This is a genomic window from Nocardioides sp. REDSEA-S30_B4, assembly GCF_001627265.1.
GTDB lineage: Bacteria > Actinomycetota > Actinomycetes > Propionibacteriales > Nocardioidaceae > Nocardioides.
Map to the genome: position 1 here is coordinate 264,531 of NZ_LUPI01000008.1, position 18,894 is coordinate 283,424.

Genomic DNA, 18,894 nt, shown 5'->3' on the forward strand with positions numbered 1-18,894 from the left:
TCTCTCCTGGCAGGTGGTGGGGAGGCGGGTGCGGGTCGGACGGCCGGTCAGCCGGCGGTGGGCGCGGCCTGGGCGGCGAGCGCCATCTCCTTGGCCGCGGGGTACTGCGCCTTGCCGGTGGCGTTGCGAGGGATCGTGTCGACGACCGTGAGCGACCGGGGCAGCTTGTAGCCAGACAGGTGGGCGCGGAGGTACTCGCGCAGCTCCTCGAGCTCGAGGCTCTGCCCGTCGCGGAGCTCCACGACGGCGGCGACGGCCTGGCCGTAGGTGGCGTCGGGGATGCCGACGACCAGGGTGTCGTAGACGGCCGGGTGACCCTTGATGGCCATCTCGACCTCTTCGGGGTAGACCTTCTCGCCGCCGGTGTTGACGCAGTTGGAGCCGCGGCCGAGCAGCGTCACCTTGCCGTCGGCCTCGATGCGGGCGAAGTCGCCGGGCACGGAGTAGCGGGTGCCGTCGACCTCGATGAAGGTCGCCGCGGACTTCTCCGGGTCCTTGTAGTAGCCCTGCGGGATGTTGCCGCCGCGGGCCAGACGCCCGATCCTGCCGATCTCGGTTATCGGGATCGGACGGTTGTCCTCGTCGAGCACGACCGATGCGGGACCGAGCGCGACGACCGGGCCGTCGGTGCTGATGGCGTCCTTGTCCTGCATGCCCATGCCCGAGAAGCCGGTCTCGGTCGCACCGATGGAGTCGGTGAAGACCGCGCCGGTGAACTCGTCCATCCAGCGCTTCTTGACCGGCGGGGAGAAGATCGCGGCCGAGCTGGAGATCGCGAACAGGCTGCTGCCGTCGTACGGCGTGCCGGTGGCCTTCTTGCGCTCGTACTCCTCGATGAGCGGCCGCGCCATCGCGTCGCCGGTCATGAAGATCAACTGGACCTTGTCGGCCTCGATGATCTCCCAGGTGCGCTGGGGGTCGAACTTCGGCTCGAGCACCGTGAGGTGGCCGGCGAACAGATGCATGAGCAGGCCGGCCTGGGCGCCGCCGTGCATCAGCGGGCTGAGCGGGAAGGTCGTCATCCGCGGGTCGGTGGCCTGCTTGGACTGGTCGTACTCCTCCAGCGGCTCGCCGGTGTAGAAGTCGATGCCGCCGCCGAGCACGCGCCAGAAGTCCTCGTGGCGCCACATGACGCCCTTGGGGAACCCGGTCGTGCCACCGGTGTAGATGATGTGGAGGTCGTCGGCGCTGCGCTCGGCGAAGTCCCGCTCGGCGCTCTGGTCGGCGATGGCGTCGGCGTACAGCACACCGCCGAAGGAGGAGATGTCCGAGGCGTCGTCTGGGTCGATCGCGTCGGGGATCGCCACGAAGGTCCTGAGCTTCTCGTGGTTGGGCGCGACCGCGGCCAGCAGCGGTGCGTAGGAGCGCTCGAAGACCACGGCGACCACGTCGGCGTTGTCGAAGAGGTAGTTGAGCTCCCCCTCGACGTAGCGGTAGTTGACGTTGATCGTCACCGCACGGATCTTGACCGTGGCGAGCACGGCGACGACGTGCTCGACGGAGTTCTTGGCGTAGATCGCCACGTGGTCGCCGGGGCCGACGCCCTGGCTCTGCAGGTAGTGCGCGAGCCGGTTGGACTCGGCCTCCAGGTCGGCGTACGTCGCGATGCGATCGCCCACCTTGACGGCGGGGTTGTCGGGGGCGGCGTCGACCGCGTGCTCGAACAGGTCAGCGATGTTGAGGGCCACGACCGCAGACTAGAACACGTTCTCGTTTGTGGCTAGCATCACCGCCATGACTGACTGCCTGGTGGAGCAGGACGGCCACGTCCTGACCGTGACCATGAACCGTCCCGAGCGCCGCAACGCGCTCTCGAGCGAGATGCTGCGGATCATGGAGGACGCCTGGGACCGGGTGAACTCCGACGACTCGATCCGCGTCTGCATCCTCACCGGCGCGGGCGGCTACTTCTGCGCCGGGATGGACCTGAAGACCGCGAACGAGAAGCCACCCTCGGACAGCTTCGAGTCCGGCGAGTTCGATCCCTCGGTCATCAAGGGGCTCCTCAAGGGCTTCCGGCTCACCAAGCCGCTCGTCGCCGCGGTGGAGGGTCCGGCGATCGCCGGCGGGACCGAGATCCTGCAGGGCACCGACATCCGGGTCGCCGGCGAGTCGGCGAAGTTCGGCGTCGCGGAGGCCCGCTGGTCGCTCTACCCGATGGGCGGCTCCGCGGTCCGGCTCCCCCGCCAGATCCCCTACACCGTGGCCGCCGAGCTGCTGCTGACCGGGCGCACGCTGATGGCCGCCGAGGCCAAGGAGCTCGGCCTCATCGGCCACGTCGTCCCCGACGGCTCGGCTCTGGAGAAGGCACGCGAGATCGCCGACATGATCGCCGCCAACGGCCCGCTCGCGGTCCAGGCGATCCTCAAGACGATGCGCGACTCCGAGGGCAAGCACGAGGAGGAGTGCTGGGCCGACGACGCGAAGGTCGGCGCGGCGGTCTTCTCCTCCGACGACGCCAAGGAGGGCCCGCGGGCGTTCCTGGAGAAGCGCAAGCCGGAGTTCCAGGGCCGCTGACGGCCCGGCGGGGCGGCAAGGTTTATCGGCCGGCCGATGAACCTTGCCGCTGGACGATGGAACAACAGCGTCCAACTTCAAGGTTCGGTCACGGACCCGCGGACGCCACCCGACGTGGGGGCGGGACGAGATCGACGTCCCAGTAGCCCCCGGAGTCCGGGCATCTGCGACCCTGAGTAGCGCACCGGACACAGGGCGCCAGGCCAGCAAGTACGGCGCCGCAGCAACGAACAGCGTCTCGTCGTCGATCCACTGGTCGGTGTAGGCGAGGACTCCGCGACCGTGTCTGAGTTCGCCGACGGTGGCGCCGGTCCGCGCATCGACGACGGTGGCAGCTCCGTCCTGCGGAACCGCCACCAGCAGCGTTCGAGCTCACACCCACGTGACGGCTGGAGGAGACGTCGACATCGACCACAGGAGCGCGGGCCACACGCTCGTCCCCGTTCCACTCGAGAGAACGGCGCTGCCGTCGATGTCAGCCGCGACGAGGACCGGCGTGCCATCAGGCTCGAACCCGACCTGATCTGCCGAGCGCCAAGGTGTGCGCGTGGACTCGCCCGTGACGAGGTAGAGCGTCGTTCCACGCCACGCCACCATCGTGGTCCCGGGGATCCACGAAGCTGTGACGAACCCGGCGGCGGACGCACGGGTCGTGGTCACCGCGCCCGTCTCCAGATCGGCGTCATGGCGAGCGCGATGATCCGGTCGGTCCCTCGGTCGATGGTCATGCGCGCCACTCCCCTATGACGCACCGGACGTGACGATGGTTGCTGAAGTCCGTCCTCGCAGATCCGCGGCCGGAGACGACGGGGTCAGCCGACCGAGCGGTCCCCGGTCCAGAACTGCGCGCGCAGCGCCTTCTTGTCCGGCTTGCCGAGGCCGGTGAGCGGCAGGGCGTCGGTGGCGATGACCTGCTTGGGCGCCTGCACCGAGCCCTTGCGGTCCTTGACCATCTCCTGGATCTCGGCGATCACCGCGTCGGTGAGCTCGTGGCCCTCGCGCATCACGACGACGGCGGTGACCGCCTCGCCGAACTTCTCGTGCGGGGTGCCGATCACCCCGACCTGGGCGATCGCGGGGTGCTCGGCGACGACGTCCTCGACCTCGCGCGGGAAGACGTTGAACCCGCCGGTGACGATCATGTCCTTGGTGCGGTCGACGATGTACCAGAAGCCGTCCTCGTCCTCGCGCGCCACGTCGCCGGTGTGCATCCAGCCGTCGCGGAAGGTCTCGGCGGTGACCTCGGGCAGCTTCCAGTAGCCGCCGGAGAGCAGCGGGCCGGCGACGCAGATCTCCCCCGGCTCGCCGACGGGGACCGGGTTGCCGTCCTCGCCGAGCAGCGCGGTGCGGAGCATCGCCGCGGGCCGACCGCAGGAAGAGAGGCGTGCGTCGTTGCCGGTCGCGACGGCCTCGGCGTGGTCCTCCTTGGACAGGTAGGTGATGACCATCGGGGCCTCGGACTGGCCGTAGTACTGCGCGAAGATCGGGCCGAACCGCTCGATGGCCTCCTTCAGCCGCACCGGGTTGATCGCCGAGGCGCCGTAGTAGACCGTCTCCAGCGAGGACAGGTCGCGGGTGCGGCTGTCGGGGTGGTCCATCAGCGCGTAGAGCATCGAGGGCACCAGCATGGTGGCGGTGATCTTCTCCTCCTCGATCACGCGCAGCACCTCGGCCGGGTCGAACTTGGTCAGCACGTGCAGCTCACCGCCCTTGATGACGGTCGGGGCGAAGAACGCCGCACCCGCGTGCGAGAGCGGGGTGCACATGAGGAACTTGGGGTTGGTCGGCCACTCCCACTCCGAGAGCTGGACCGCGGTCATCGTCGAGAACGACTGCGCCAGGCCGATGACGCCCTTGGGCTTGCCGGTGGTGCCGCCCGTGTAGGTGATCGAGGTGATGTGGTCGGGCGGGAGCAGCACCGCCTCCAGCGGCTTCGGCTCGAACTCCGCAGCCGTGGCCACGAGGTCCTTGCCGACGTGGGCGAGCTGGTCGGGCACCGGCCCGATGGTGAGGACCTGCTTGAGGCCGGGGCACTTCTCCAGGAGGCCTGCGGCACGGTCGGCGAAGACCGGGTCGACGACCAGCACGCTGATCTCGGCGTCGTTGATGACGTAGGCGTGGTCGTCCAGCGAGCCGAGCGGGTGCAGCGAGGTGCGTCGGTAGCCCTGGGTCTGGCCGGCGCCGAGGATGAACAGCACCTCGGGTCGGTTCAGCGCCAGCAGCGCGCCAGCCGTGCCACGACCGGCGTCGAGGGACTCGAACGCCTGGGCGTACTGGCTGATCCGCGCCGCCGTCTCGCCGCCGGTCAGCACCGTGTCACCGAGGTGCATGACGGGCTTGGTGCGGTGCCGCTTGAGGGCGGCGACCATGAGGTGGCCGTTGTGGGTGCCGGTGCGCAGGGTGTCCAGGTCGCTCATGGGGGCGACACTAGAACGTGTTCCAGTTCTGCGCCAGGGTGGTCCGCCGGCGGGTCGTCTCAGGCCCAGGACGGGATGATGAACACGCCGTGCGCCTCGACCGTGACCTGGTCCGGCGTGCCGAGCGTCGCCTCGACGAAGACCTTGCGGCCCTCCTCGCGGGCGATCCAGCCCTCCAGCACGACCGGGCCGAGCGGCGTCGGAGCGGCGTACCGACCCGTGAGCGTGCCGGTCATCGTGACCCGGCGGTGGCCGTCGCTGCCGACCTCGCCCATGAGGTGGTCCAGGAGCAGCATGGTGACGCCGCCATGGACCAGCCCCGGCGGACCTTCGTACGCCGCACCCAGCTCGACCTCGGTGCGCAGCCCTCCCCCGGGCCGCTCGAGCAGCTCCAGCGGCGGGGCGATCGCGTTGCGACGACCGACGACGGCGTTGCCCCAGTTCCAGGAGCGGCCCTCGTCGTTGTAGTGGATGCCGAACGGGCCGGGCAGCTGCTCGGCACGCAGCTCCTCGGTCAGCGCGCGCACCCGCTCCTCGACGGACCTGATGCGCTCCTCCGGCACCGTCGAGCGGATGGTGGCGTCGACGAGCCCGCGGACGGCGTCGGCGAGCGCGTCGTACACCTCCTGCTGCCGGTCGACCTCCGCAGTGGGCAGGTCGGAGTGCGCGAAGGCGCTGAGCCCGATGACCTCGGTCATCTCAGGCCAGCAGCTCGGCGACCCGGCGGACCTCGTCGGGCGAGTGCAGGCTCACCATGAGCGTGGTGACGCCGGTGGACTCCCACTCCGCGACCTTCTCCTTGACCTCGCCCTCGGTCCCGATGATGTGCATGTCCTCGACCAGCTCGTCGGGGATGAGTGCGGTGGCGCGCTCCTTCTCCCCGGAGAGGAAGAGCTTCTGCACCTCCTCGGCGAGCTGCTCGTAGCCCATCCGCACGAAGACCTGGTTGTGGAAGTTCATCTCCTGGGCGCCCATGCCGCCCATGTAGAGCGCGGCGAAGGGCTTCATCGCGTCGAGCGCGGCGCGCTTCTCGGCCTCGTCCTTCACGATCTGCAGGTGGCAGGTCGCCGCAATCTCGAAGGTCTCGCGGGTGCGCCGGGCGCCGGGACGGGCGAAGCCCTCGTCGAGCCAGTCCTGGTACATCCCCGCCGACCTGGGCGTGTAGAAGATCGGGATCCACCCGTCGGCGATCTCGGCGGTCTGCGCGACGTTCTTGGGGCCCTCGGCGCCGAGCCAGATCGGGACGTCGGCGCGCAGCGGGTGCGTGATGGGCTTGAGCGGCTTGCCCAGGCCCATCGCACCCTCGCCGGTGTAGGGCAGCGGGTAGTGCGGGCCGTCGTTGGTGACCGGGCCCTCGCGGCGCAGCACCTGGCGGATGATGTCGACGACCTCGCGGGTGCGGGCCAGCGGCTTCTTGAACGGCTGGCCGTACCAGCCCTCCACGACCTGGGGGCCGCTCACGCCCATGCCGAGCACGAGCCGGCCGCCGGAGAGGTGGTCGAGGGTCAGCGCGTGCATGGCGATGGAGGTGGGGGTGCGGCCCGACATCTGCACGATCGAGGTGCCGAGACGCACGTTGCTCGTCTCCCGACCCCACCAGGCCAGCGGCGTGAACGCGTCGGAGCCCCAGGCCTCGGCGGTGAAGATCGCGTCGAAGCCGGACTCGTCGGCGGCCTGCACGAGGTCGCCGTGGTGCGTCGGCATCTGCGCCTGCCAGTAACCCAGCTGAAGTCCCAGTTTCATGAGGGACACCCTGCCAGAACAGTTGCCATCGGCATAGAACACGTTCTAGTTTTGAGGCATGTCCCGCACCCTGTCGGCGCCGGTGACGGTCGCCTTCGACTACACCCGCTCCACCGGTCCTGTGCTCGGCCGGTTCCTCACCGGTCTCCGCGACGGCGTCGTCGTCGCCGGCCGCACCTCCGACGGGCAGGTCGTCGTGCCGCCCCCGGAGTACGACCCGGTGACGCACCAGGCGCTCGAGGACTTCGTCGAGGTCTCCCCCGTCGGGACGGTCACGTCCTGGACGTGGGTGCCCGAGCCGGTCAAGCACCAGCCCTTCGACCGTCCCTTCGCCTACGTCCTGGTGACCTTCGACGGTGCGACGAAGCCCTTCCTCCACGCGCTGGACGTCTCGTCCCCCGACGAGGTGTCCACCGGCATGCGGGTGCGGGTGCGGTGGGCCGAGGAGCGGGTCGGAGCCATCACCGACATCGCATGTCTCGAGCCGCTGCCCGCCGGCGAGGAGGCCGCCCCGGTGGTGGCGCCGAGCGGTGCGGTCGATCCCGTCACCGGGATCGTCGTGCCGGTCAGCCTGGACTACACCTACGCCGCCAGCCCCGAGGAGTCCGCGTTCTACCGCGGCCTGGAGCAGGGCCGGATCGTCGGCCAGCGCTGCCCCACGTGCAACAAGGTCTACATCCCGCCGCGCGCGGCGTGCCCCTCGGACGGCACCCCCACCGCGGAGGAGGTCGAGCTGTCCCACACCGGCACCGTGACGACCTTCTGCATCGTCAACGTGCCGTTCCTCGGCCAGCGGATCACCCCGCCGTACGTCTCGGCGTACATCCTCCTCGACGGCGCGGACATCGCCGTCCTGCACCTGATCCTCGACTGCCCCGCCGACGAGGTGCGGATGGGCATGCGGGTCAAGGCGGTGTGGAAGCCCGAGGACGAGTGGGGCACCACGATCGAGAACATCAGCCACTTCGCGCCGACCGGTGAGCCGGACGCGGACTTCGAGACCTACAAGCAGCACCTGTAAGCGGCGGAAGAGACGGGAAGAGATCACATGAGAGACGTCGCCGTCGTCGGGTTCGCCCAGCGACAGATGAGGGACTTCGACGGGTCGCCCACGTGCGTGGAGCTGCTCGTCCCCCTGTTCAAGGAGTGCTACGAGCAGACCGGCTGGACCCGCAAGGACGTGGGCTTCTGGTGCTCGGGGTCCTCCGACTACCTGGCCGGCCGCTCCTTCTCCTTCGTGCAGGCCGTCGACGCGATCGGCGTCATCCCGCCGGTCAACGAGTCGCACGTCGAGATGGACCTGGCCTGGGCGATGTACGAGGCCTGGATCAAGATCCAGACCGGCGAGGTCGACACCGCGCTGGTCTACGCCTTCGGCAAGTCCTCGGCCGGCGTGCTGCGCCGCACGCTGTCGCTGCAGCTCGAGCCCTACACGATGACCCCGCTGTGGCCCGACACCGTGTCGTTGGCCGGCCTGCAGGCCCGCGCCGGCATGGACGCCGGCCTGTGGGACGAGCGCGCCATGGCCGAGGTCGTGAACCGCTCGCTCACCGACGCCGAGAAGAACGACTGGGCGCTACGCAAGGGCGGTTCCTCGGTCGAGGAGCTGCTGGCGCGCCCGATGTACGCCGACCCGCTGCGCAAGCACGACTGCGCCCCGGTGACCGACGGTGCCGCTGCGATCGTGCTGGCCGCCGGCGACCGGGCCCGCGAGGTGTGCGACCGACCGGCGTGGCTCACCGGCCTGTCGACGAGCCACCAGGAGCTGGTGCTGCGTCGGGAGGCCGGCCTGGCCGACGACGTGACCATCAACCCCTCGGGCGGGGCGCTGGCGAGCAACCCGATGTTCTCCGCCGGCGGCATCCGCGTCGGCGAGGCCGCGCGCCGCATCTGGGCCGGGGAGTCCGACAAGGCGCTCGCCCACGCGACCAGCGGCCCGGCGCTGCAGCAGAACTTCATGTGCACCCTCGAGGTCTCGACGGGCTCGACCACCGGAGGTAACCGATGAGCAAGCAGCCCGCCGCGGTGATCGGCGTCGGCCAGACCCACCACCGCGCCCAGCGCAAGGACGTCTCGATGGCCGGTCTGTGCCGCGAGGCCATCGACCGGGCGCTGCTCGACGCGGACATGACCCTCGACGACATCGACGCGATCGTCGTCGGCAAGGCGCCGGACCTGTTCGAGGGCGTGATGATGCCGGAGCTGTTCCTCGCCGAGGCGCTCGGCGCGGCCGGCAAGCCGCTGCTGCGCGTCCACACCGCCGGCTCGGTGGGTGGCTCGACCGCGATCGTTGCCTCCTCCCTCGTCCAGGCCGGCGTGCACAAGCGCGTCCTGACCGTGGCCTACGAGAAGCAGTCGGAGTCCAACGCGATGTGGGCGCTGTCGGTGCCCGTGCCGTTCAACATGCCCGTCCACGCCGGCGCGGGCGGCTACTTCGCCCCGCACGTGCGCTCCTACATCCGCCGCTCCGAGGCCCCCACCCACGTGGGCGCGATCGTGGCCGCGAAGGACCGCACCAACGCGCTGAAGAACCCCTACGCCCACCTGCGCGAGGAGAAGACCGTCGAGCAGGTGCTGGCCTCGCAGATGCTGTGGGACCCAATCCGCTACGACGAGACCTGCCCCTCCTCCGACGGCGCGTGCGCCCTGGTGATCGTCGACGAGGACACCGCGAGGTCGTCGGCCAACCCGGCGTGGATCCACGGCACCGTCATGCGCTCGGAGGCCACCACGGCCGCCGAGCGCGACCAGGTCAACCCGCAGGCCTCGCGCGACGCCGCGGCCGCCCTGTGGAAGCAGGCCGGCATCACCTCACCCATCGACGAGATCGACGCCGCCGAGATCTACGTGCCGTTCTCGTGGTTCGAGCCGATGTGGCTGGAGTCGCTGGGCTTCGCCGAGGAGTACGCCGGGTGGAGGCTCACCGAGTCCGGCGCGACGGCCATGGACGGCAGGATCCCGGTCAACTGCTCCGGTGGCGTCATGTCCTCGAACCCGATCGGCGCCTCGGGGATGCTGCGCTTCGGCGAGGCGGCCCTGCAGGTGCGCGGTGCGGCCGGCGAGCACCAGGTCGACGGGGCCCGACGGGCTCTCGGGCACGCCTACGGCGGTGGCTCACAGTTCTTCGCCATGTGGGTCGTGGGCTCGGAGAAGCCGAGCAACTGAGGTCGCGTCCCTCCTCGGTAGGGTCGGCGTCATGATCGAGCTCAGGACGCCGGCCCAGATCGAGCAGATGCGCCCCGCGGGGCGGTTCGTGGCCTCGGTGCTCACCGCGCTGGCTGAGAAGGCCGCCCCGGGGGTCAACCTGCTCGAGCTCGACGCGCTGGCCCACGACATGATCCGCGAGGCCGGCGCGGAGTCCTGCTACATCGACTACCACCCCTCCTTCGGGGCCTCGCCGTTCGGCAAGGTGCTGTGCACGTCGGTCAACGACGCCGTGCTGCACGGTCTGCCCCACGACTACGTGCTCGCCGACGGCGACCTGCTCTCGGTCGACTTCGCGGCCTCGGTCGACGGCTGGGTGTCGGACTCCGCCCTGTCGGTGGTTGTGGGAACCCCGCGCGAGGAGGACCTGCGGCTCATCGAGGTCACCACGCGGGCGCTCGAGGCCGGCATCGCGCAAGCCCGCCCCGGCAACCGGATCGGTGACATCTCCGCCGCGATCGCCGGCGTCGCCCGTGAGGCCGGGCTGTCGATCAACACCCAGTTCGGCGGGCACGGGGTCGGGCGCACCATGCACGGCGACCCGCACATCCCCAACGACGGCCGCGCCGGTCGCGGCTTCAAGCTGCAGCCCGGCCTGGTCATCGCGATCGAGCCGTGGTTCCTGCACACCACCGACGAGATCTACACCGATGCCGACGGGTGGACCCTGCGCAGCGCCGACGGCTCCCGCGGCGCGCACATGGAGCACACCGTCGCCATCACCGAGGACGGGCCGCTCGTCCTGACCGCGCGCGACTGAACCGGCTCCGCCGACCGGTCACCAGCGTCGGCGCGCGCCGACGAGGGTGAACCACCGCTCCTTGAGGCCCAGCGCCGCCTTCAGCTCCGAGGCGGGTACGGTGACCGCTCCGGCGGTCCCGACGAGCCGGACGGCGAGGGCGCGGCCACCCCACTCGCCCCCGCCCTCGCGGGAGAGCACGCGGATGCCGGTGAGCTCGCCCACGACGGGCCACCGGGCCTCGAGGGTGTCGTCGGCGATCCGCCGCATCCAGGTGTGGTTCGGGTTCGGCGCCCAGTCGTCGTGCGGGTCGCGCTGGTCGACCAGGTAGGGGATGCCGTCCACGCCGAGCGCGCGGCCGCCGTTGCTGGAGGAGTACATCGTGAGCGCCGGAGCGCCCTGCCAGGTCAGGATCGTCCCCGCGGTGGCCGACACCGCCGCCGACCCGGCCGCGGACTCACCGGCTGCTCCGCCGTACACCTGGCAGGCGGTGGTGTCGCAGACGTCGTAGGTGCGACCGGCCGCACCGGCCCGGGACCGGACGGCGTAGGTGCGGGCAGCCACCGCCTGGGCGGCGACGGCCTGGGCGGGCCAGGACGCGGGCATCTCGCGGGTGACGACACCGCGGACGTAGTCCTCGAGCCCCAGCACGTTGACGGTGTCGCGCCCGTCGGAGCCGGGCACCGAGACCAGTCGCCCCCGGTAGCTGACCTCGCCGGACGGGGTCACCAGCATCACCGGAGCGCCGCCGGCGGTGAACCCCGCCCCCGCGCCCACCGCGCGGTCCTTGCGCCAGCGGACCGCGCCGCCCTGCGTCGTACGACGCTGGAGGACCGTACCCGTCGCCGTCGGCGTGATCCGCCACTGGTCGGTCACGCCGGCGGGCAGCGCTGCGGCTCCCCCGGCGCCGTCGAGCAGCGTCAGGCCGGACTGGTGCCGCACGACGAGGTCGGGCGTGGTGTCGGCGGTGACGAGGACCCGCATCTCACCGTCGGCGTGGCCTGTGTCGGTGCCGGGGTAGTAGAAGTCGAGGATCTCGCGCCAGGTGAGTCCGGCCTCGGCGGCTCCGCCGGCGCCGTACTGGCTCATCCCGTGGCCGTGGCCCCAGCCGTGGCCGCGCAGCACGACCCAGGCCCGCTGCGGGACCGGCACCAGGTCGGTGCGGTCCCGCTCACGGGCAGGCACCTGCTCCAGGACGGCCTCGTCGCCCCGTGGCACCGCTTGCGCCGGCCAGGGAGTGCCGGCGAGGAGCGCGAGCGCCACGAGAAGCCGAGAGGAGCGGGTCACCCCTCTCCCATCGGCAGCGAGTTGCTCAGGTGTAGGAGACCTGGAGGTCCTTGATGCCGTTGACCCAGGCGTGGCGCAGCCGGGAGGGCTCGGCCAGGCGGCTGATGTCGGGGGCGAGGTCGGCGAGCGCGTGGAAGATCAGCCGGATCTCCTGCCGCGCCAGGTTGGCGCCGAGGCAGTAGTGCGCGCCGTGGCCGCCGAACCCGAGCTGCGGGTTGGGGTCACGGGTGATGTCGAACCGGAACGGGTCGGTGAAGACGTCCTCGTCGAAGTTCGCGCTGGCGTAGAACAGGCCCACGCGCTGGCCCTTGGCGACCGGCACCCCACCGACCTCGGTGTCGTTAAGCGCGGTGCGCTGGAAGACGCTGATGGGGCTGGCCCAACGCACGACCTCGTCGACCATGGTGTCCGGACGCTCGGACTTCCACAGCTCCCACTGGTCGGGGTTCTCGAAGAAGGCGTTCATCCCGTGGGTGATGGCGTTGCGCGTGGTCTCGTTGCCGGCGACCGCCAGCAGGATCACGAAGAAGCCGAACTCGTCGTCGGTCAGGCCGCGGTCGCCCATGTGCGCGTTGACGAGCTTGGTGACGATGTCGTCGCGCGGGTTGGCCTTGCGGTCCGCGGCCATCATCATCGCGTAGGCCAGGATCTCGGCGGCCGCGACGTCCGGCTCCCCCTGGATGTCGGGGTCGTCGGAGGCCAGCATCTGGTTGGACCAGTCGAAGATCTTGTGCCGATCCTCCTGCGGGACCCCGATGAGGTCGGCGATCGCCTGCAGCGGCAGCTCGGCGGCCACCTGCTCCACGAAGTTGCCGCTGCCCTGCTTCACCGCGTCCGAGACGATCTGACGCGAGCGGGATTCCATCGTCTCCTCCAGCTCGGCGATCGAGCGGGGCGTGAAGCCTCGGCTGACGATCGCGCGGTGCTGGGTGTGGTGCGGCGGGTCCTGGTTGAGCAGGATCGTGCGCTGCAGCTCGACCTGCTCGCGCTGCATGCCTTCGGAGAAGCGGATGATCGCCCCGTTCTCCTCGGTCGACCAGTCCTTGGAGTTCTTCGAGACCGCCGCGACGTCGGCGTGCCGGGTCACCGCGAAGTAGCCGGACCCCGACTCGACCGACATGCCGTCGTACGAGCCCGGCGCCTGCTCGACCCAGGTGACCGGGAACTGCTGGCGGGCAGCCCGGAAGGACTCGTGCGGGATGCCGCGCTCGAGCAGGAACGGGTCGGTGAAGTCGGTGAAGCCCTCGGGCAGGACGTCGGCGACGGACATGGAACTCCTCGGGTGGGCGTGGCGGGACGGACGGGAGTGGGGTGTCAGCGGTGGTAGGCGACGGGCAGGCTCTTGACCCCGTTGAGCCAGCCGCTGCGCAGCCGCGCGGGCTCGCCGAGGAGCTCGACGCGCACGCCGCTGTCAGCGATCGCGTTGAAGATCAGGTCGACCTCCATGCGCGCGAGGTTGGCGCCGATGCAGTAGTGCGCACCGTGGCCGCCGAAGGCCTGGTGGGGGTTGTGCTCGCGGAGCACGTCGAAGGTGAACGGGTCGGTGAAGACGTCCTCGTCGAAGTTGGCGCTCGCGTAGAGCAACCCCACCCGCTCGCCCTCGGGGATCGTGACGCCACCGACCTCGACGTCACGCAGCGCGGTGCGCTGGAACGCGGTCACCGGGGTCGCCCAGCGGATGATCTCGTCGGTCGCGGTGGCCGGCCGCTGGGCGACGAAGGTCTCCCACTGGTCCGGGTTGGTGGCGAACGCGTGCATGCCCCAGGTGATCGCGTTGCGCGTGGTCTCGTTGCCGGCGACGGCCAGCAGGATCATGAAGAAGCCGAACTCGTCGTCGGTCAGGCCGCGACCGTCGACGTCGGCGGTGACCAGCTTGGTGACGATGTCGTCCTGGGGGTTCTTGCGGCGCTCGTCGGCCAGGGCCATCGAGTAGGCGAGGATCTCCATGAAGGCGACCATCTGGTCACCCTCGACCGTCGGGTCGTCGTAGGACATCATCTGGTTCGACCACTCGAACAGCTTGCCGCGGTCCTCCTGCGGCACCCCGAGCAGGTCGGCGATCGCCTGGAGCGGCAGCTCGGCCGCCACCTGCTCCACGAAGTCACCGCTGCCGGACTCCACCGCGTCGGCCCAGATCTTCTGGGCGCGGGCCTTGAGGTCGTCGTGCAGGGCGTTGATCGCGCGCGGGGTGAAGGCCCGGGACACGATCTGGCGCAGCTTGGTGTGGTCCGGGGCGTCGTGGTTGATGAGCAGGAAGCCGGACTGCTCCCGCTCCTCCTTGGTCATGCCCGGGGCGAAGCGCATGATCACGCCGTTGGCCTGGGTGGAGAAGTCGGTCTGGTTCTTCGACACCGCGGCCACGTCGGCGTGCTTGCTCAGCGCCCAGAAGCCCTGGTGGTCGGGGAAGCCGGCCCGCGCGTCCTCGTCCTGGGCCACGAACGACACCGGCGCCGTACGCCGCATGGCGAGCATCTCCTCGTGCGGCACCCGCTCGGCGAGCACGTCGGGATCGGTCGGGTCGAAGGCTGCGAGCGGGGTGTCGGCGATCGTCACTGGGGACTCCCTTGGTGGTGGCGGTCGCGCCGTGGTGGGGCGCTGGGCTCGTGCGGTCGTGTGCAGGTCGTGGGGTGTCCGCACCCGGTCGCGTCGAGCACGGCAGGTGGAACATGTTCTAGTGAGCAGCATTACATACCGTCGGTAGGTCAGCAACGGTGCGACCCGAGGTGGCACTCGACTGCCACGGGGTGGCGGGCCTTGTCGACGTACGAGAACGTGTTCTAGTTTTGCCTCATGGGTACCCCAGTGATCATCGACGCCGTCCGCACCCCCCTCGGCAAGCGCAAGGGCTGGCTGGCCGGCGTGCACCCCGCCCAGCTGCTCGGGTTCGTGCAGCGCGAGGTGCTGTCGCGGGCCGGGGTCGACCCCGAGCTCGTGGAGCAGGTCGTCGGCGGTTGCGTGACCCAGGCCGGGGAGCAGTCCAACGACATGGTGCGACGCGCGTGGCTGCACGCGGGGCTCCCCCAGCACACCGGCGGCACCGCCATCGACGCCCAGTGCGGGTCCGGCCAGCAGGCCACGCACCTGGTCGCCGACATGATCTCCGCCGGCACCATCACGGTCGGCATCGCGTGCGGCGTCGAGGCCATGTCGCGCATCCCGCTGGGGGCGAACGTGCCGCCGGGGATGGGCGACCCGCGTCCGGACGACTGGACCATCGACATGCCCAACCAGTTCGAGGCCGCCGACCGGATCGCCAAGCACCGGGGCATCACCCGCGCGGACCTCGACGCCTTCGGGCTCGCCTCGCAGCAGAAGGCCCGCGTCGCCGTCGACGAGGGTCGCTTCAAGCGCGAGATCGCGGCGTACGACGCCCCCGTGCTCGACGAGGAGGGCAAGCCCACCGGCGAGCGCCGCTTGGTGGACACCGACCAGGGCCTGCGCGACACCACGCTCGAGGGACTGTCGGGACTGCGCACGGTGCTGCCCGACGGCATGCACACCGCCGGCACCTCCTCCCAGATCTCCGACGGCGCTTCCGCGGTGCTGCTGATGGACTCCGACCTCGCCGCCTCGCTGGGGTTGAAGCCCCGCGCCCGGATCGTCACGCACTGCCTGGTCGGCTCCGACCCGTACTTCCACCTCGACGGCCCGGTCGACGCCACCCGCCGCGTGCTCGACCGCACCGGCATGTCGATCTCCGACTTCGACCTGTTCGAGGTCAACGAGGCCTTCGCCTCGGTCGTGCTCTCGTGGGCCGGCGAGCACGAGGTCGACATGGACAAGGTCAACGTCAACGGCGGCGCCATCGCCATCGGCCACCCCGTCGGCTCCACCGGCACCCGCCTCATCACCACCGCCCTGCACGAGCTCGAGCGCCGCGACGCCTCCACCGCCCTGATCTCGATGTGCGCCGGTGGTGCCATGGCGACCGGGACCGTGATCGAGCGGCTCTGAGGGGTCGCCGCGCTGGAAGGTTGATCGGCGCCCCGATGAACCTCACGGAGGCCGGACGCAGCTTCATCGGTGCGGCGTGAGGTTCAGCGGGGCGCCGACGCACCTCGCAGGCCTCGCTCGCAGGCGCCTGTGGATGACCGGCTGCGGCGATCCGCGCCGGCTCCCATGCTGGGCGCATGATCGAGCACCTCTTCGACGAGCACGGCGTCACGCTGCGCCGCGACCTGGTGGCCGCAGGGGTCCACGACCAAGCCATCCTCAGGCTGCGGCGGGCAGGGTCGCTGCTCAGGGTTCGCCACGGCGTGTACGTCGACCCGACGCGCTGGGAGGCGGCCCCACCTCCTCAACGGCACCTGATGCTGGCACGAGGAGTGCTGCAGATGTACGGAGACGACGTCGCCCTCTCGCACACCAGCGCGGCGATGGCGTACGGCGCACCCGACTGGGCCATCCCCCTCAAGTACGTACACCTCACCGACCTGTACTCGGCCGGTGAGCGACGTCAGGCGTCGGTGCACCACCACCAAGGGCGTTGCGACGTCCATGACGTGAGGCGGCTTGACGAGCACTGGATCACCACGCCAGTCCGCACCGCACTTGACGCAGCCGCGGTGCTCCCCCGCTCCCCCGCCGTGGCGCTCCTGGATCACTTCCTGCACACGGGCCTGGTGACGAAGGCAGAGCTCGCTCTGTCCTTGGGCAGGCGGCAGCAGTGGTCTGCCCACCTCGACGTCCTCCTGAAGGTGGACCAGTCCCAAGTCGGCAGTGAGAGTGTCGGTGAGTCGCGGGCGCGCCTGCTGTTCCAGGACCACGGTCTGGCGACGCCCGTCCTCCAGCTCGAGATCCGCGACGAGACGGGCGCATTCATCGGACGTGTCGACTTCGCCTGGCCCGGGCAGCGACTCATCGTCGAGTTCGACGGGATGACGAAGTACCACCGCCTCCGCAGGCCCGGGGAGACCATCGAGCAAGCCGTGGTGCGCGAGAAGCTCCGAGAGGACCGCATGCGCGACGAGGGCTGGACCGTGCTCCGCATGACCTGGTGGGACCTCGAGCACCCGGACTCCTTCGTCGCCCGGCTGCAGTCACGATGGGCTCGACCGGCCGCCTGACACCAGTCATCGCCATGCTCACGGGCCCCAAACACACCTGCATGGGTGCACCGTGAGCTTCATCGGCGCGCCGACGAAGCTCACACAGGTACGTGGAGCAATCTCACGGACCCCCGACACACCTGCATCGGCGCAGCGTGAGGTTCATCGGGGAGCCGATGAACCTCACGCGCCGCCGTCCCCGCTCACGCCCCGTACACAGGCTCCGGGTCGGGAGCGGCGGCGATCATCTCGCGCAGTGCGGGGCCGACGTCGGCGGCGGACCATCGACCACCGGCGTCGCGGGACTCCCCGTGCGACCAGCCGTTCTCCAGCGTGATGACGGAGCCGTCGATCTCGATCATCCGGCCCGTCACGTCGCCGGCGTCCTCGGAAGCCAGCCACGCGACGATCGGCGAGTTGTCCTCGGGCAGCGCCATCGCGGAGGTGTCGAACGCGCCCTCGGTCATCCGGGTCTTCGCGACCGGCGCGATGCCGTTGACCGTCACGCCGTAGCGACCCAGCTCCTGCGCCGCCACCAGGGTCAGGCCGGCCACGCCAGCCTTCGCAGCGGAGTACGCCGACTGGCCGACCGAGCCCTGCAGCCCGGCACCGGACGAGGTGTTGATGACCCGCGCCGCCCGCGGACGACCGGCCTTGGACTCGTCGCGCCAGTAGGAGCCGGCGTGCCGCAGCGGTGCGAAGTGCCCCTTCAGCAGCACCCGGATGACCGCGTCCCACTCCTCCTCGGAGGTGTTGACCAGCATCCGGTCACGCACGAAGCCGGCGTTGTTGACGAGGATGTCCAACCCGCCGAACGTCTCGACGGCCTGCTGCACCATCGCTGCCGCCTGCTCCCAGTCGGCGACGTCGGCGGTGTTGACCACGGCCCGGCCGCCCGCCGCCTCGATCTCGGCGACCACCGACTCGGCCGGCGTCTCGCCGGTGTCCTCACCGGCCAGCGACACGCCGTAGTCGTTCACGACCACCGCGGCGCCGTGCCGGGCGAGCTCGAGGGCGTGGGCGCGACCGATGCCGCGACCGGCACCGGTGACGATCGCGACGCGACCGGCGAGGAGAGAGGACACAGGGACTCCTTGGGATGTCGGTGGTTCAGATGTGCAGGAAGACGGGCGGCTCGCCGCCGCCGTCGCAAGTGACCCGCGCGCCGGAGACGTACGACGCCAGGTCGCTGGCCAGGAAGACGGCCACGTTGCCCACCTCGGTCGGTGTCGCCATCCGACCCAGCGGGATGGTGGCCTCGATCGCGGCGACCCGGGCGTCGTCGCCGTAGTGGTCGTCGGTCTGCTCGGTGCGGCAGAGCCCGACGTCGATGGCGTTGACGCGCACCCGCGGGCCCCACTCCATCGCCAGCGAGCGCGTGAGCGAGTCCAGGCCGGCCTTCGCGGCGCCGTACGCGGCGATGGTCGGCGCCGGGCGGTGCGCGGAGATCGAGGAGATGTTGACGATCGCGCCGCTCCCCTGCTCCTGCATCACCCGGTTCGCGGCCTGCGCGAGGACCAGCGGGGCACTCAGGTTGAGCGCGAGGATCTTGTCGTGGAAGCGCGGCGACGCGGTGGCCGCGTCGGTCGACGGCGCTCCCCCGGCGTTGTTGACCAGCACGTCGAGCCGACCGTGCTCGGCCACGACCTCGTCGACGAGGGCCGTCACCGCCTCGGCGTCGCGCACGTCGCAGACCCGGTGCGTGCTGCCGGGGACCGGCTCGACCTCCGACCGCGAGCAGGTCACCACGTGAGCACCCGCCTGCAGGAACGCCGACGTGATCCCGCGGCCGATGCCGCGGGTGCCTCCGGTGACGAGGACGACCTTCCCGGTCAGGTCCAGCGAGAGCGCCATGCTGCTACCCTACCAAGCACTTGCTTGGTTGGGCCTCGACAGGTTCGACCGCCGAGAGCCAGCGGCTCGACCGCCGAGAGCCAGA

The 18,894-nt window shown here is 70.6% G+C and carries 16 protein-coding genes; 7 read left to right on the forward strand and 9 right to left on the reverse strand.

Features of this window, described 5'->3' with window-relative positions:
* Positions 1–47 precede the first annotated feature (47 nt).
* Positions 48–1,688 (reverse strand): acyl-CoA synthetase, encoded by a 1,641-nt coding sequence (locus tag A6R01_RS02810; protein ID WP_292603326.1) that lies wholly within the window; start codon positions 1,686–1,688, stop codon positions 48–50.
* Between the two features lie 46 nt (positions 1,689–1,734).
* Here A6R01_RS02810 and A6R01_RS02815 point away from each other — a divergent pair, with 46 nt between their 5' ends.
* A complete protein-coding gene (locus tag A6R01_RS02815) occupies positions 1,735–2,517 on the forward strand; it encodes a crotonase/enoyl-CoA hydratase family protein (protein WP_292603328.1) in 783 nt (260 codons plus the stop codon).
* 812 nt (positions 2,518–3,329) lie between these two features.
* On the opposite strand, the gene fadD8 is transcribed toward A6R01_RS02815, so the two are convergent.
* Genes fadD8 through A6R01_RS02830 form a run of 3 tightly spaced genes read right to left on the reverse strand, consistent with a single transcriptional unit; the run spans position 3,330 to position 6,677 of the window.
* The gene (gene fadD8 / locus A6R01_RS02820) at positions 3,330–4,934 is read right to left on the reverse strand and encodes a fatty-acid--CoA ligase FadD8 (RefSeq protein WP_292603330.1); all 1,605 of its coding nucleotides are present in this window, start codon (positions 4,932–4,934) and stop codon (positions 3,330–3,332) included.
* A 59-nt stretch (positions 4,935–4,993) separates the two neighbouring features.
* Entirely contained in the window at positions 4,994–5,632 is a 639-nt protein-coding gene (locus A6R01_RS02825; protein WP_292603332.1) for a PaaI family thioesterase, read from the reverse strand.
* A gap of 1 nt (position 5,633) precedes the next feature.
* Complete coding sequence (locus A6R01_RS02830) at positions 5,634–6,677, reverse strand: LLM class F420-dependent oxidoreductase (RefSeq protein WP_292603334.1); 1,044 nt, start codon at positions 6,675–6,677, stop codon at positions 5,634–5,636.
* A gap of 58 nt (positions 6,678–6,735) precedes the next feature.
* On the opposite strand from A6R01_RS02830, the gene A6R01_RS02835 reads away from it, so the two are divergent.
* The 4 genes from A6R01_RS02835 to map are packed head-to-tail and all read left to right on the forward strand — an operon-like array spanning position 6,736 to position 10,641.
* Positions 6,736–7,698: a Zn-ribbon domain-containing OB-fold protein gene (locus tag A6R01_RS02835; protein WP_292603336.1), complete on the forward strand. Its 963-nt coding sequence runs from the start codon at positions 6,736–6,738 to the stop codon at positions 7,696–7,698.
* A gap of 27 nt (positions 7,699–7,725) precedes the next feature.
* Positions 7,726–8,685, forward strand: coding sequence for a thiolase domain-containing protein (locus A6R01_RS02840; RefSeq protein WP_292603338.1), 960 nt, complete (start codon positions 7,726–7,728; stop codon positions 8,683–8,685).
* Complete coding sequence (locus tag A6R01_RS02845) at positions 8,682–9,842, forward strand: thiolase domain-containing protein (RefSeq protein WP_292603340.1); 1,161 nt, start codon at positions 8,682–8,684, stop codon at positions 9,840–9,842. Before A6R01_RS02840 ends, A6R01_RS02845 begins: the two co-directional genes overlap by 4 nt.
* Positions 9,843–9,873: 31 nt before the next feature.
* A complete protein-coding gene (gene map / locus A6R01_RS02850) occupies positions 9,874–10,641 on the forward strand; it encodes a type I methionyl aminopeptidase (protein WP_292603342.1) in 768 nt (255 codons plus the stop codon).
* An 18-nt stretch (positions 10,642–10,659) separates the two neighbouring features.
* Here the strand turns inward: map and A6R01_RS02855 are convergent, their stop codons facing one another.
* From A6R01_RS02855 to A6R01_RS02865, 3 genes are read right to left on the reverse strand one after another with little or no spacing between them, the layout of a single operon-like run.
* Positions 10,660–11,907 carry a SpoIID/LytB domain-containing protein gene (locus A6R01_RS02855; protein ID WP_292603344.1) on the reverse strand — a complete coding sequence of 416 codons (1,248 nt, stop codon included), beginning with the start codon at positions 11,905–11,907 and terminating at the stop codon, positions 10,660–10,662.
* A 25-nt stretch (positions 11,908–11,932) separates the two neighbouring features.
* Positions 11,933–13,177 (reverse strand): cytochrome P450, encoded by a 1,245-nt coding sequence (locus tag A6R01_RS02860; RefSeq protein ID WP_292603346.1) that lies wholly within the window; start codon positions 13,175–13,177, stop codon positions 11,933–11,935.
* A gap of 44 nt (positions 13,178–13,221) precedes the next feature.
* Complete coding sequence (locus A6R01_RS02865; RefSeq protein ID WP_292603348.1) at positions 13,222–14,460, reverse strand: cytochrome P450; 1,239 nt, start codon at positions 14,458–14,460, stop codon at positions 13,222–13,224.
* A 237-nt stretch (positions 14,461–14,697) separates the two neighbouring features.
* On the opposite strand from A6R01_RS02865, the gene A6R01_RS02870 reads away from it, so the two are divergent.
* A complete protein-coding gene (locus A6R01_RS02870) occupies positions 14,698–15,861 on the forward strand; it encodes a steroid 3-ketoacyl-CoA thiolase (protein ID WP_292603350.1) in 1,164 nt (387 codons plus the stop codon).
* A gap of 176 nt (positions 15,862–16,037) precedes the next feature.
* The gene (locus A6R01_RS02875) at positions 16,038–16,973 is read left to right on the forward strand and encodes a type IV toxin-antitoxin system AbiEi family antitoxin domain-containing protein (RefSeq protein ID WP_292603352.1); all 936 of its coding nucleotides are present in this window, start codon (positions 16,038–16,040) and stop codon (positions 16,971–16,973) included.
* 185 nt (positions 16,974–17,158) lie between these two features.
* On the opposite strand, the gene A6R01_RS02880 is transcribed toward A6R01_RS02875, so the two are convergent.
* Complete coding sequence (locus A6R01_RS02880; RefSeq protein WP_292603354.1) at positions 17,159–18,040, reverse strand: SDR family oxidoreductase; 882 nt, start codon at positions 18,038–18,040, stop codon at positions 17,159–17,161.
* 25 nt (positions 18,041–18,065) lie between these two features.
* Entirely contained in the window at positions 18,066–18,809 is a 744-nt protein-coding gene (locus A6R01_RS02885) for an SDR family oxidoreductase (protein ID WP_292603356.1), read from the reverse strand.
* Positions 18,810–18,894: the final 85 nt, after the last annotated feature.